Origin of the sequence: Lacticaseibacillus porcinae (genome assembly GCF_003946305.1) — a bacterium.
GTDB classification, from domain to species: Bacteria; Bacillota; Bacilli; order Lactobacillales; family Lactobacillaceae; genus Lacticaseibacillus; species Lacticaseibacillus porcinae.
This window is the reverse complement of the sequence record NZ_RHNS01000008.1, coordinates 120,079-133,803: the sequence shown is the minus strand read 5'-3', so window position 1 is coordinate 133,803 and position 13,725 is coordinate 120,079. Positions and strand designations below refer to the sequence as shown.

Sequence of the window (13,725 nt, the reverse complement as noted above, 5' to 3'; positions counted from 1 at the left end):
TATTTGACTCCACCCGCACAGCGGGTGGTTTTGAGGCACGCGCGTTTTCCGCGCGTACCAGGCTAAAGCCTGCACAAAAAGATGAGCCGCAATTGCGACTCACCTTTTCGATCATTAAGCTTGGCCAGCTAAGTTATCGTTGCCTAAGCCCATATGTTTCTTACGATGGATGATCTCTTCTTGACGGCCATGAACCATTGGCCGCTTGTTCGGGTTGCCGAGGTAGCCGCATAAGCGCTTGACCACATCACACGTGTCTGGATTGTGGTTGCCGCATTGTGGGCATTCGTAACCTTTTTCAGTGGCTTTGAATTCGCCTTTGAACCCGCATTCGAAGCATTGGTCGATCGGGGTGTTAGTGCCCAAGTAGCCGACGATATCATAACCATAGTCCCAAACGGCTTCTAAGGCCTTCGGGTTTTGCTTCAAGTTAGGATATTCGCAGTAGTGGATGAAACCACCAGAACAATACTTGGGATAGTCTTTTTCAAAGTCGAGCTTTTCAAAAGGCGTTGGTTGCTTGCGGACATCATAATGGAAGGAATTGGTGTAGTAATCTTTGTCGGTGATATCTTTGACCGTACCAAAACGCTTCTTATCTGCACGGGCGAAGGTGTCAGTTAAGGATTCTGAAGGCGTGGAGTAAACGGAGAAGTGGTAGCCGTATTCTTTTTCCCATTCGACACAGTGATCGTAGAGATCTTTGACCACGTCGATGGAGAATTGCTTAGCTTCTGGGTTCTTTTCCCATTCGGAGCCGTAAAACACAGTGCCGACTTCATACAAGCCGATGTAGCCCAAGGAAACTGTGGCGCGAGAGTTCTTGAACACTTCATCAACTTTTTGATCGTCGGCCAAACGCTTACCAAAGGCGCCGAACTTGTAAAGAATTGGTGCAGATTCAGGGGTCGCTTCTTTGGCGCGTTCCACTTTGTAAACCAAGCCTTGCTTGCAGATCTTCAACCGCGCTTCAAGGATCTTCCAGAACTTGTCTTTGTCGCCTTTAGATTCCATGGCGATGCGAGGCAAGTTCAAGGTGATGACACCAAGGTTCATGCGGCCAGAGTTCACTTCTTTGCCGGTTTCTGGGTCTTTCCAGCCTTGCAAGAAGCTGCGGCAGCCCATCGGTGCTTTGAACGAACCAGTGAGTTCAACGATTTTGTCATAAGACAACACGTCTGGGTACATGCGCTTAGTGGCACATTCCAAAGCCAGTTGCTTAATGTCGTAGTTCGGATCGCCGGCTTTTAAGTTCAAGCCGCGCTTCAAGGTGAACACGAGCTTTGGGAAAATCGCGGTGCGCTTTTCTTTGCCGAGGCCGCCGATACGGATCTTCAAAATGTCTTTTTGAATTTCGCGTTCGATCCAGCTAGTCCCCAAACCAAAGCCAACGGTGACAAAAGGTGTTTGCCCTTGCGTGGAGTACAAAGTGTTGACTTGATATTCCAAGGTTTGCAAAGCATCTAAAATGTCTTTTTTGGTGCGGCGCTTGGCGTATTCCGCTTGCTTGTCAGCATCATCAGTGAGTTCTGCGGCTTCAACTAAGTGCTTTTGATAGTTCTTTTCCGCAAAAGGAGCCAACACTTCATCGGTACGGTCACTTGAGCAGCCACCATATTGAGAGCTGGCGACGTTAGCGATGATCTGCGTCATTTGGGTGACCGCAACTTGAATCGAGTTAGCTGGTTCAACTTCTGCGTTACCGATGTTGAAGCCATGGTTCAACATTTCTTTAAAGTCGATCAAACAGCAGTTGGTTTCAGCCATAAATGGCGTGTAGTCTAAGTCATGCCAGTGAATGTCGCCACGCATGTGAGCGTTCGCGACAGCAGGTGGCAACATTTGCAGCCCCATGGCTTTGGCGACAGCGCCAGCCGTTAAGTCACGTTGGGTGGAGAACACGCGAGAATCTTTGTTGGCATTTTCATGAACGACAGTGGCGTCGCGGTCGATCAACTTTTGGACGTTGTAATTGACGTCGGCGCGCTTAGCCCGATCGATATCGCGTTGCATGCGATAGTCGGTGTAAGCTTTGCCCCAATCATATTTGTGCGCATTCAAAATGGCTTCTTCAACAACGCTTTGCACTTCTGCAATGCGGACGTCTTTATCGAAGCGATCTAAAATCGTCGCCACCGCGTCATCAGAAATGGCTTCAATGTCGCGGTAGTCTGCTGGTGACAATGGCTTGTCTACAGACACTGCGGCTTTGGTGATGGCGCGGGTGATTTTTTGTTGGTCGAAGTCGACGATGCGACCGTCGCGTTTTTTAATGTTGATTTTGACTTTAATGTCGATCATGAGCAATTACCCCTCCGGATTTATCAATGAGACTATCATACCATGGAATGGGGCCATATATTGTGTGAAAATTAAAAAAATCTGTTTTTCATTCTAGATATAGTATTACATGTTATAAACTATCTTATCGGACCTAAGCCCGATTTTACGCGGTTTGTGACCATTTGGCGCTGTTATAGGATATACTAAACAGCAATAAGGGTCCAGCTGTCGACCCCCTACATCTTGTGCGCCACTAAAGGAGTTTTAGTCATGAATGCCAAAACGAAACAGATTTTAATGTGGATCGTCATTGCCATTGTTGCGTTGATCTTATTGCCAATTGTCTCTGGGATCATCGCCTTGTTGATCAAGTTAGTCTTACTCGTCGTGATCATCGGCGTGTTGTACTGGGCATATCAGAATTTCATTGCCAAGCGGTAATCAACTTGTGCATCTTCATCAGAAGGTGCACTTTTTTGATGACGTCAAAGACAAAAAAAGAGTCCTCACGCTGGGTACATCAATCATGCAAAACATGATCGAGAGGTATGTGAGGAACTGTTAGCGACACTATACCAAGTGTTGACACCCCCTGTCAAGAAAGTTGTCTACAGATAAGCATCGCCTAGATCAACCAAATACCCCTTGATTCGCGTCATGCGATTCAAGGGGTATTTAAGCGATTAAACCAGCTTGCCGCTAGCCATTAACTTCGCCACGTCAGGTTGAACGTGACCGTATTTCTTCACAGTGCCTTCCCAGTCAATGAAGTACATCTTGTACCACAATAAGAAGGTGTAAAGTACCCAGATCTGGCGACGACCATCGATTTTTTCATCGAAGTTGTCTTGTAGCAATTGCAAGATCTTCTTTTGATCAAATAAGTCGGCGACCCAATCTTCTTCAAACAAAGCGCGGACGCGATCGCAATACTTCGCTTCACGCAACCAAGTCTTCACCGGCACTGGGAACCCAAGCTTTGGGCGGTTAGCAAAGTCAGCTGGCAAATGCTTTTCAGCGGCTTTACGGAAGACCCACTTCGAGCCGTTAGGGTTCAACAACATGTGACTTGGGATCGAGTTAGCGAGTTCTGCGACTTTGCGATCCAAGAATGGCACCCGCAGTTCCAAAGAATGGGCCATGGAGATCTTGTCGGCTTTTTGCAAAATGTCGTTAAGCATGAAGTGATGCAAGTCGATATATTGCATTTGCTTGAGTTCTTCGGCAGTTTCGACTTTAGCGAAATCTTTTTGGTAAATGCCGTTGACCGTCAAGTTGTTCTTGAATTCTGATTGCAACACACCGTTTGCTTGGTCGCTAGTGAAAATGGTTGGTTGCGCTGGATCGTAAATGAAGGCTTCGCCGACATAATATTCAGAAGGCTTAGCCGTCCAAGTGTACAAATGTACCTTACCAGGGAAAGCTGGCAAGTGCTTGATGCCGCGACCTAAAGAGTAGCGGACACCGCGAGGCAGCTTGTGTAAGGAGTTGGCAAATACGCGGATCACTTGTTTTTTGGTGTGCATGCCGTAGTTCACATAGCCACCGAATAATTCATCGGCACCTTCACCAGACAAGGCGACAGTGACTTTCTTGCGGGCTAAGCGGCATAAGTACCACAATGGAATCACTGATGGATTGGCATCTGGTTCATCCATATGATATTGCATTTCAGCAAAATCATTGAACGCTTCGTCGCCGTCAACAGTTTCGACGTTGAAGTTCAAGCCGTTTTCTTCAGCTAAACCGCGCGCAACGCTAGCTTCATCAAAAGGCCCATTGTCGAAGTTCACTGAGAATACTTCATGAGGCTTCAATACTGTGGTGACGTAACTCGAATCGACACCTTCTGATAAGAAGGAACCCACCGGCACATCAGCGACGTTGTGCAACTTGATGGAATCAACGACTTCTTTGTCGATGGCATCGATGGTTTCGGCTTCGGTGCGGTTTTCGTTCAAATCGTATTTGGCATCCCAATATTCATGCATATCGAGCTTTTGGTCTTTGAATTCAAACCAGTGGCCTGCTGGGAAGCGGTAAACGTTTTTGAAGAAGGTTTCATCAAGGTCGTTATATTGGTTCATTAAATAAGGCTTGAGGGCCTTTTTATTCAGTTCTTTTTTGAAGTTTGGATGCTTCAAGAAGGCTTTGATTTCAGAGCCAACGATGAAGGTGTCCCCATTTTGATAGTAGTAAAGCGGCTTGATGCCGAAGAAATCGCGGGCACCAAACAAAGCTTTTTTGTTTTCATCATAGATCAAGTACGCAAACATCCCGCGCACGCGATCCAAAGTCCCTGCCATGCCCCATTCTTCATAACCATGCAGCAAGACTTCAGTGTCAGCTTTAGTTTTGAAAATGTGGCCGGCAGCGATCAATTCTTCACGCAGTTCTTGGAAGTTGTAAATTTCGCCGTTAAAGGTGATGACAATCGTGCCATCTTCGTTATAAATCGGCTGACCGCCACCACCAAGATCGATGATACTCAGCCGGCAGAAGCCTAGCGCGACTTCATCATTGATATAATGCCCGCCGCCTTCAAGGTTTGGCCCGCGATGGCGGATCATTTCCATCATCGCTTCAATGGTGTCTTCCTTGTCCAGCACCGTTGGGTCGTCAAACGCAATAATTCCACACATGGGTAGTTTTCTCCTCCAGCTTTTCAACTATAGACTGTACCAAGATTAAGGAAAACTTCCATTGGTGTCAAGCAAATGGCGATGGCTTTACTGAAATACAACAAGCTGAGACATCATCGGAGAATATTTCATAGAAAAATGATTAAAGACATGTTTCGATTTTGTTCCGGTGAGAAATACGGTCAGCTTGATAACCTGATCGACGCTTAAATCTAGAAATGTGGATATGGAAGACGTGCACTGGCCTGATGAACCAGCGCACGTTTTTTTGTGCGATGTCATGATAGATAGCTGCTATTTTGCTGAAATATGGTATCATGACATCGAATAAGAAGCAGCAATAGAGTCTCGGGCCTAACCACCCTAAAACTCTTACCTACGGGCGATTTCGCTCGGAGGTTTTTTGTTAAAATTCAGGCGTTTGAGCAAGGTTCAAACATGAAAAAAGCACCGGCAAATTGCCGATGCTTTCCTGATCTGGATCCGAAGAGATTCGAACTCTCGACCTCTGCCATGCGAAGGCAGCGCTCTCCCAGCTGAGCTACGGACCCAAAACACAAGATATATTGTATCATGTTAGCTTGTTTTGTAAAGGGCTTCCAGTCGCGAAAAAAGATTTGAATCAACTGCGGGCTTTGACGCTGACGTCGAGCATTTCAAAGCAACGCACCTGCGCATAGCTTGCCTGCGACGCTAGGCTAAAAACCAGGCTCAACGCCTTAGGTTAGGCGATATAGTCGACTAAGTGCGCTTCAAAACGCGCTGGTACTCAAAAAGGCCGCCAAGCTGGCGACCTCTGGGGTAAGGGTGTCGCCGGTGGGAGACCGACGACATTTTTCACTTTGGAGGAGTGAAAAGTCAAACGCGTCAGGGAACACGCTTGACGATGGAAAATTGGGGTTGGGGTGTGAAACAAGCGGGAACTCATTTCACAAACCCATCATAACCACAGGTTGTGAAGAAAGTGTGACGAAGTGTTTAAGGATTTCTTGGTGACAGTGCGCGACTGGCTTGCGTGGAAAAAATCGTATTCATCACCACTAACATCACGATCACACTGATAAATAAAACATGATAGTTCGTCGCATCGATCAACAACGCTCCCATCACTGGTCCCACCGCCCGACCAGCGGATGCCAACATTTGCACAAACCCTTGATAACGTCCTCGCGCATCATGCGGTGAGAATAAATCGACATAAGTGGAAACAGCTGGCAATGCGAGAATTTCACCGATCGTCAACACTGCCATTGCCCCAAGGAATTGCCAATATTGCCTTGCCACCAGCAAAATCACAAAGCTGATGGCAAACAATGCAAACCCAGTGGTCAACCGCGCACGGATATGTTTAGACAACCAATCATCAAACACCGTCAGCACCGGCTGGAACAACACGATTTCAACCGCGTTCAAAGTCCATACCAATGAGTAATCGCGAACATTCATCCCCAAGCTCAACATAAACGCCGACACGTTCGACTGCCACTGCTCGTATGCCACCCAAGTGACGAATAGCAATACCATCAACCACAACACATGTTTAGCGATCGGCTGCCGCGCAGCTTTGACGGCAGCGTTTTGCGTCCGTTTTGGTTTTTGCACTTTGAAATGAAGAAAGGCGACGATCCAAAACAACACAAACAACGCACAAGCCAAAATGAAAATATACGTGATCCCTAGCGGCAACACGAACCCGACAATCAAAGTTCCGATCACTAAGCCGAGGTTTGACATAAAGTACAACACGTTGAACACATAAGATGGCTTGCGACTAGTCACCAACGTCGCATAAGCATTGACGCCAGTCGCAACCACCCCGTTACCTAGCCCTAACAAAATCAACAACAGCGGATACGCCGGCCACCCATGGAAAAAGATCAAACTCAAGGTCGCCACAATGTTAATGGTGATCCCGCCTAAAATCGTCGGATAAGGTTTCCAGCGATCAAACAACCGGCCACCGACATAATTACCGCCCATCGTCGCCAAAGAATTGATCAACAGCACCACCCCTGACACTGTCAACGATTCATGTAAATACTCATGCATATAAATCGTCGTTAACGGCCAAATAAAACTGATCCCAGTGTTGGTGATCAAGCTACCAAGAAACAACCATGGTAGTTTCAATTCTTTGCGATGCATACTTACCCCTCCAAAAATAAAAAATTGTTTCATTAAATCTCTGATACTGATCACTCAGATGATATCCCGACCCGTTTTAGAAAACGAGTCGCCGGGAGTCAGTTGACGGAATGTTGGTAGCGTTGGGGCTGAACGTGGCAGAAATATCAGCTGAGACAGCGGTTTTGGCTGGCTTAGCTGATATTTCAGGAAAATTTCAAGACAGGCGGTTTTCCTGGCTCGAAATTTAGGCGCAAGAACATCGGCGTATTTTGCCGATTTCTGCAGCCGGCCGGCCACGAGAAGCCCCAACGCCACCATCATGGAGTCAACTGACTGCCGCCTCCACACTTTTTCAGAAAGTGCTCAGTCAGACATATTGTATCGGAATCACTGGGTTGAAAACACGATAATGGGCAATTTCTCATCTTTGCTCATTTAAAGAAACATTGTTTTTCACGAGAATCATGCGGTAAGCGTTCCCCAACGCGCTGTCATGCGGTAAACTAAAGGTATCAGTAAAATTTGTGAGGTAATTTCGATGACAGTAGAAGCTAGCTTGACCTATCAACAAACTTTTTTCAACGATTTCGCCAAGGCTTGGCAAGACCAGTCGACGTATCGCTTGTATCAAGGCATCGACAAAACCGCATCTAGCCTGCGTTTGGAAATAACTGAAACCCCAGGCTACATCTTAGCTTATGACAAAGGGGCTCAAGATGAGCTCCATGACTTTTTGCAAAAAGCATTTGTCGCCTTCTTACGTGAACATATCGACTTTTTTGAAGTATCTGATGACGGACAGGTTTATTTCGGGGATTGGTATCACCGCCGACAATTCGGTCAGTTGAGTGTATTCACGCGCACCATTGACCAGGCCACACCACAAGAGCGCAACATTTTGCCGCAATTGGTGGCTTTTGCCAAAGATCCTGAACATTATCTTGATAATCAATTAGAAGCTTTGCGTAAAAACATTTATCAAACCGTCAATGATCTCCATAACCAACTGGAAGCCGCTAGCGTTGAAGAAACCGTACAACAACCGACCCGTAGCACGAATTCTGCATCGAGTTCTTTCCGCGGCTTGTTGAAGAATTTCATCGATCCAGACGACGATGATGACGACGACGACGACACGCCGACCCCAGTCAAAACCACCCGTCGCCGCGTTCAAGCCCCTGCCGACTTGCAACAACGCTTCAATGAAGCCAAAGCGCAGGCTGACAGTGAATTTGACGCCAAAAAGCGCGCCATGCAAGTTAGCGCCGCGATCACCCGTTATGAATATCAAGCGGTGATCTCCAGTTACAGTTCCATTTCTCAATTTGAAAATATTTTGGCCAATCTGAAAGCTGACTTCATGAAGGCATTAGCCAAAAAGGAGGATGCTCATGCTTAATTACGCCGATAAAAATATTCAAGCCATTGCGACGACTCACTTGGCTGCTAAAGACGCGCGGATCAAAATCACGGAAAGCTACGCCGATGCGTTTGCGAAGTTGACCAACTCCCCGATTTTTGGTGCCAATGAAGAAGCTTTAGCGCAATTGACCTTGAGCTACACCAGCTTGTTAGCCGATAAGTTGTTAGAAGCTTTGACTGCGCTACCTGACTTGCACCCTGCTTTTGCAGAACGGTTGTGGTTAGCCCCTGAGATCCGCACCTCAGGCCATTCACAAATCACCATTTACTTAGCCACTGACTCAGACAACTTGCCACTGCTTGTGATCGACTCCCCATTACTCGACGGCGCCACGATGTTAGCCCGCAACTTACCGACATTGCTGCAAGTCACTGCCAAAGATGATCAAACGAGTCAATTCGACGATAATCAACTGGCTGCGTTAAGCACCTTGGTCCGCGGGTTGTACGCTGCAGACTACGGCTTTAAGACGGTTGATGAAACGGTATTGCAACCAGTTGAAGGCTTGACCTTTAAGACTAAGTACAATAACTTGACCACTTTAACCTCGGCGCAACATGTCGATAACGCCGGTGACATCACCTTAAGCCTTGATCTCGACGGTGCGTCTGTTGACTCTTTCCATGTCCGCGATGATGCTGGGCATGATTGGATGGATCTTGGGACTGACAATATCGATGGTGACACCTTCTCATGGAGTTCCACCACGATCCCAGATGAACTGGTTGGTCATGCATTGACCTTGCAAGTGACGGTTCATGCCGGAGAAATTGCTCCGGCCTTAGATGAATTATTTGTCATCGCATCTAATCATGCAATCTTAATGCGTCAAGGCAAAGCCCAAGGTAGTTATGAATTGGCCTTGCCAAATCATGAAGCGTTAAGTGTGGTTTCTAACGCCGACAGCGATACGATCACTTTGCATTATCCGCAACCGACCGTACAAGTGTTGGAATTAAACGCCAAATATCCGTTTTTAGGCGAATGGTTGAAAGCTATTTTGCCACAACGTCGTGCTTTTAATTGATTTTCCGATTATTTGCTAGTATGATGGTGTCACTCCACTAGAAAAACGAGGTATCATCCCATGGCAAATGAATTTCCGCAAGTTTTAACCATTGCAGGCGTCGACTCAGATGGCTCTGCAGGCGCACAAGCTGACTTACACAGCTTCTTCATGCGCGGCACTTATGGCACGTTAGTTTTAACTGCTGCTGTTGCTGGCAATTCTTATGGCATCCACGATTCAATGGTCATGCCTGGGGCGTTTATCGATCACCAATTTGACGATTTAGCCGCAGACCTCCACATTCGCGCCGCTAAAACCGGTATGTTGGCAGATTCTGCGATCATCAACACCGTCGTCAAGAATTTGAAAAAATACGACTTCGGGCCTTTGGTACTTGATCCAGTGATCTCCACCAAACATGGCAATATGTTGCTGGAAACTGAAGCGTTTGAAACATTGAAGTCGGAACTGATCCCATTAGCTTTCGTGATCACCCCGAACTTCTATGAAGCTGAACACTTAACCGGCTTGAAGCTTGATTCTGATGATGCGATCAAAGAAGCGGCGCACCTGATCCATGACATGGGTGCTCAAAACGTGATGATCAAAGGTCGTCATGATTCCGATGATCAAAAAGTCGTTCGCGACTACATCTTATTGGCAGACGGTAAAGAATTCTGGTTGGAAGGCCCATACTTCCCGACCACTCGCAAAAACGGCACCGGTGATTCGTTATCTGCAGTCATCACCTCAGAACTTGCCAAAGGCCAAGACATCGAATCTGCGATCCGTATCGCCAAAGCCTTTGTCGACAAAGCCATCGAAAACGAAATTCCTGTTGGCCACAAGTTCGGCCCGATCAACCATTGGGCCAACGACTTGCAAAAGCCGCAATATTAAACATGAAATCACCTTGCCAGTCGCGACTGACAAGGTGATTTTTTTGGTCACGAAACTTTTTAGATTCTCTTACACAAAATACTTGACATTAGTTTTTGAAGGCGTTATCATGATGTCGAATTCTATGAGGAGTGGGTGGCTGAGCGCAGGTCACTCGTTTCACTTCGCGACGGGTGGAAGTGCCCGCTAAACTCTCGGAGACCATCCCGTAGCATCTGGGCTTAACTGTCGAGCGCTGCTAGATCTCCAGTTCCAAAGTGCCGGTACTGAAGGGTCCCAGTCGTGGACTCAAACCAGTTACAGCCGGGAGTAGTGCCCTCACGGTGACGTGAGACGCAAGGCGACGTCTGTTTGCGAAAGGCAGTGCAAAGCCGATTAGCAACGAACGCGGTTGAGGTCTAATAAGCCAAGGCTCGCAGCAACGTCCTTGATATTGTTTAATGTCGCAGACACGTAATTGAATCGGCTAAAAGCCGCGAATCCACGAAGCAGAATCTTGTTTCGTGGATTTGGTGTGCCTCAGTCATTTTCTGACTGAGAAACTAAAAAAATGCCAACCCAGAAATTTTTTCTGAGTTGGCATTTCATTGTTTAATTGCGTTTTGCGCGAATCGCAGTGACGACTTCCATCACTGCCATCACCAACATCATGACCCCAGTCACTTGGAACAATACCAAGACGGCGTGAAATGGGTTGAATAACAACACCGCACCAGCGATGATCACGATGATGCCGTAAATGATCTGCGGCAGCGGTGAGACGTTGATGAAACGTTGATCTTTTTTAGCAGTGGTGACTTTGTTGATCCCAAACAAGATCACCATGATCCCGATCAACGCTGGCAACATGCTGATGACCGGCTTCAACAAAGCCGCGACCAGTAGCGCCGCGATCAACAACGTGACACCGCGAGTCAGCTCCCAACCGCCGTTGCCGGTGGCATGGCGTTGTTTTAAGCCGCTGATCAAACCTGGGATCGCAGCGGCAAGCAAGGCGGCGACGATCACCCATTTGACCACAGTATATACGGTGCCTGGAAGAATCAAAAACCATAAGCCGACTAACGCTAACGCGGCAGTGCGAACAAAGGTCGATTGAAATAGTTGATTGATTTTCATGAACATGATGAAACTCCTCTTTTGGACTTCGATACTCTTATCTTACCAAACCGAGTCTCATGCGCCTCAGTCTAATGACTGAACTTTTTACCAGCCTTCGTGATCCCACAAGATCCCATCGAGCTCCCCTTGAGCTTGGTCGATGCGACGGTCTTGCTCGTCTAAAAAGACTGCGAGTTGAGTATAAAAGGCGACGTCTTCATAAGTTTGACTGTCATCAGCTAATCGCTTTGCTTCTTGTAATAACCACTCGCCTTCACTCATCGTCTTGCGCCTCCTTCACCGCTTGCCGCAAACTTTCAAGATGATCTTGTCGTTCTTGCAACGTTTCTGCTAATTGTCCAGCTTCTGGATGTTTGCGTAAGGCATCGACCCACCACTGACTGATGGTTTGAAAATGGGTATCAGCCAAACTCAAAAATTGCTGGTAGCGGATCAACAAACTTTGACGTTGCGGCTCTGTCATCCGCGCAAACTGCGCGACCACAAGCGGTGGCACCCAAGTCATTTCGCAAGTGTTGGCCAACGCCACATAAGGTGACAACAAATCAGAAAGCGTCACGCCAACTGCCGCACCTGGTTGATAATCTTGCAATTGACGGCCTAACGTCAACACTACTGCGAGTTGTTTGCCTTTTAAGTGACTGGCAAAATCAACTGACCACACTTCATTCAACCATTTGGGCAAAATGCTTGGTGCTTGATACCAATACAACGGAAATTGTAAGATCACGCGGTCAGCGGCCATTAACAATTCGCGTTCTTCACGCACGTCAAACGGTTCAACTAATGGATGCCAAGTCGCATTCTCAACGAGCTTGGCCCCTGCTTTGAAAAAAGCTTGCGAGCTAGAGTCATCGATTTTGGGATGAGCCACGACAATTAATATTTTCATCAAGCCAATGCCTCCTTGAGTAATTTCTTTTGCACAGTGGGAATTGCTAAATCGTTGATCTGGTTGCGCGGCACCCACAGACCATTCAGTTTAGCGACGTCAAATGGTTGGCATTGCGCCAGCAGCAACGTCATTTGCCACTGGCGATGGGTGAAGGTATGTTTGACTAACGGCATCTGCGGATCACTGAAGCTGAGTGCTTGGCCGCTGAGTTGTTCAAACGCTGCCCCTGCAGCCTCAACATCTGGCGCTTCAACTAATGGAAACATCCACAAATTCGCTAACATTCCAGTTTTTGGCCGTTGGATAAATAAATAGCCTGCAGAACTTTGCACCACTAATGCGTAATAAGGTACAACGATTGGTGGCTTCTTTTTCGTTTTCACTGGGAAGTCCATGACCCGACCGGTTTTGAACGATTCATCAAATTCTGCGACTGGTGAATGTTCCGGATCTGGGTCTTTGGCACTCATATAAGAAGACCCGAGATCCATGATCGCTTGGTTGAAATCTCCAGGTCGATCAGGATCGATCACTTGGCGGATCACATCATCGAAAACTTTCCGCGTTTTCGGTTGCGCAATATCTGCATCGATGCAAAACAACCGCGCAAACACGCGAAACGCATTCCCGTCGATGGCCGGCTCCACTTGGTTAAACGCGATGCTGGCGATTGCCCCAGCAGTGTACGGACCGATGCCAGCAAGCTTCGTCAATTCACCTGCAGTGGTTGGCCACACACCGGCGTGATCATAAGCGATTTGATGCGCGGCTTTTTGCAAATTCCGCGCTCGTGAATAATATCCTAATCCTTCCCAAGCTTTCAACACTTGCGCTTCTGGGGCATCAGCAAGTGCTTGAACTGTGGGAAACTGCGCCATAAAGCGATGATAGTAAGGGATCACCGTGTTAACTTGGGTTTGTTGCAACATGATCTCAGATACCATCACGTGATAAGGATCGTGGTCTTTGCGCCAAGGTAAGTCGCGTTTGTTTTGGTCGTACCAGCTTAACAGCGTTTGGCGAAACGCTTGAATTTTGTCTTTATTCCACATAACTTCATCCTACGAAATGCCGAGATACTTTGCAACCGTAAGTAAAAATGCGATGTGAAAACAAGTGTGAATTGACGTGACATGACATTTGATTTCCGGTATCATGACATCTGTTGCTACGCCCCACTTGCGTATAAACGCGCAGTGAGGAGGTGACGAGATGTCCGAATTTGATTCCGCCGTTGTGGCGCCTCTCATTGTGTGTGTACTTGGACTTTTGTTTGAGTACTGGCTGAACCACCACGATGACCGTAAGTAGTGACTAGGGGAGC

The 13,725-nt window shown here is 47.2% G+C and carries 11 protein-coding genes and 1 tRNA gene; 4 read left to right on the top strand and 8 right to left on the bottom strand.

What is annotated here, in order from left to right; genetic code table 11:
- Positions 1–114: 114 nt before the first annotated feature.
- Positions 115–2,301 (bottom strand): anaerobic ribonucleoside-triphosphate reductase, encoded by a 2,187-nt coding sequence (gene nrdD / locus EKM92_RS08160; RefSeq protein WP_125709697.1) that lies wholly within the window; start codon positions 2,299–2,301, stop codon positions 115–117.
- A 252-nt stretch (positions 2,302–2,553) separates the two neighbouring features.
- Between nrdD and EKM92_RS13610 the strand changes: the two genes are divergently transcribed.
- Complete coding sequence (locus EKM92_RS13610; RefSeq protein WP_164509943.1) at positions 2,554–2,724, top strand: hypothetical protein; 171 nt, start codon at positions 2,554–2,556, stop codon at positions 2,722–2,724.
- Positions 2,725–2,966: 242 nt separating this feature from the next.
- Here EKM92_RS13610 and asnB read toward each other — a convergent pair whose 3' ends face one another.
- From asnB to EKM92_RS08145, 3 genes are all read right to left on the bottom strand, one after another.
- The gene (asnB, locus tag EKM92_RS08155) at positions 2,967–4,925 is read right to left on the bottom strand and encodes an asparagine synthase (glutamine-hydrolyzing) (protein ID WP_125709695.1); all 1,959 of its coding nucleotides are present in this window, start codon (positions 4,923–4,925) and stop codon (positions 2,967–2,969) included.
- A 478-nt stretch (positions 4,926–5,403) separates the two neighbouring features.
- Positions 5,404–5,476: transfer RNA gene (locus EKM92_RS08150), tRNA-Ala, on the bottom strand.
- 427 nt (positions 5,477–5,903) lie between these two features.
- Positions 5,904–7,070 carry an MDR family MFS transporter gene (locus tag EKM92_RS08145; RefSeq protein ID WP_125709693.1) on the bottom strand — a complete coding sequence of 389 codons (1,167 nt, stop codon included), beginning with the start codon at positions 7,068–7,070 and terminating at the stop codon, positions 5,904–5,906.
- Between the two features lie 520 nt (positions 7,071–7,590).
- Here EKM92_RS08145 and EKM92_RS08140 point away from each other — a divergent pair.
- The 3 genes from EKM92_RS08140 to thiD are packed head-to-tail and all read left to right on the top strand — an operon-like array spanning position 7,591 to position 10,384.
- Positions 7,591–8,451, top strand: coding sequence for an SbcC family exonuclease (locus EKM92_RS08140; protein WP_125709691.1), 861 nt, complete (start codon positions 7,591–7,593; stop codon positions 8,449–8,451).
- On the top strand, positions 8,444–9,502 hold the full coding sequence (locus EKM92_RS08135) for a hypothetical protein (protein WP_125709689.1): 1,059 nt from the start codon (positions 8,444–8,446) through the stop codon (positions 9,500–9,502). The genes EKM92_RS08140 and EKM92_RS08135 overlap by 8 nt, the downstream gene beginning before the upstream one ends.
- Positions 9,503–9,562: 60 nt before the next feature.
- The gene (gene thiD / locus EKM92_RS08130; RefSeq protein ID WP_125709687.1) at positions 9,563–10,384 is read left to right on the top strand and encodes a bifunctional hydroxymethylpyrimidine kinase/phosphomethylpyrimidine kinase; all 822 of its coding nucleotides are present in this window, start codon (positions 9,563–9,565) and stop codon (positions 10,382–10,384) included.
- 591 nt (positions 10,385–10,975) lie between these two features.
- Here the strand turns inward: thiD and EKM92_RS08125 are convergent.
- The 4 genes from EKM92_RS08125 to mutY all read right to left on the bottom strand — a co-directional run bounded on the left by EKM92_RS08125 (position 10,976) and on the right by mutY (position 13,453).
- A complete protein-coding gene (locus EKM92_RS08125; protein WP_125709686.1) occupies positions 10,976–11,509 on the bottom strand; it encodes a DUF308 domain-containing protein in 534 nt (177 codons plus the stop codon).
- A gap of 81 nt (positions 11,510–11,590) precedes the next feature.
- Positions 11,591–11,767: a hypothetical protein gene (locus EKM92_RS13605; protein ID WP_164509942.1), complete on the bottom strand. Its 177-nt coding sequence runs from the start codon at positions 11,765–11,767 to the stop codon at positions 11,591–11,593.
- On the bottom strand, positions 11,760–12,398 hold the full coding sequence (locus EKM92_RS08120; protein WP_125709684.1) for an NAD(P)H-dependent oxidoreductase: 639 nt from the start codon (positions 12,396–12,398) through the stop codon (positions 11,760–11,762). Before EKM92_RS08120 ends, EKM92_RS13605 begins: the two co-directional genes overlap by 8 nt.
- The gene (mutY, locus tag EKM92_RS08115; protein WP_125709682.1) at positions 12,398–13,453 is read right to left on the bottom strand and encodes an A/G-specific adenine glycosylase; all 1,056 of its coding nucleotides are present in this window, start codon (positions 13,451–13,453) and stop codon (positions 12,398–12,400) included. The genes EKM92_RS08120 and mutY overlap by 1 nt, the downstream gene beginning before the upstream one ends.
- Between the last annotated feature and the right edge of the window lie 272 nt (positions 13,454–13,725).

Coding starts and splice junctions, on each gene's coding strand:
- nrdD (WP_125709697.1), bottom strand. CDS start 2,301: ATGATCGACATTAAAGTCAAAATCAACATTAAAAAACGCGACGGTCGC.
- EKM92_RS13610 (WP_164509943.1), top strand. CDS start 2,554: ATGAATGCCAAAACGAAACAGATTTTAATGTGGATCGTCATTGCCATT.
- asnB (WP_125709695.1), bottom strand. CDS start 4,925: ATGTGTGGAATTATTGCGTTTGACGACCCAACGGTGCTGGACAAGGAA.
- EKM92_RS08145 (WP_125709693.1), bottom strand. CDS start 7,070: ATGCATCGCAAAGAATTGAAACTACCATGGTTGTTTCTTGGTAGCTTG.
- EKM92_RS08140 (WP_125709691.1), top strand. CDS start 7,591: ATGACAGTAGAAGCTAGCTTGACCTATCAACAAACTTTTTTCAACGAT.
- EKM92_RS08135 (WP_125709689.1), top strand. CDS start 8,444: ATGCTTAATTACGCCGATAAAAATATTCAAGCCATTGCGACGACTCAC.
- thiD (WP_125709687.1), top strand. CDS start 9,563: ATGGCAAATGAATTTCCGCAAGTTTTAACCATTGCAGGCGTCGACTCA.
- EKM92_RS08125 (WP_125709686.1), bottom strand. CDS start 11,509: ATGTTCATGAAAATCAATCAACTATTTCAATCGACCTTTGTTCGCACT.
- EKM92_RS13605 (WP_164509942.1), bottom strand. CDS start 11,767: ATGAGTGAAGGCGAGTGGTTATTACAAGAAGCAAAGCGATTAGCTGAT.
- EKM92_RS08120 (WP_125709684.1), bottom strand. CDS start 12,398: ATGAAAATATTAATTGTCGTGGCTCATCCCAAAATCGATGACTCTAGC.
- mutY (WP_125709682.1), bottom strand. CDS start 13,453: ATGTGGAATAAAGACAAAATTCAAGCGTTTCGCCAAACGCTGTTAAGC.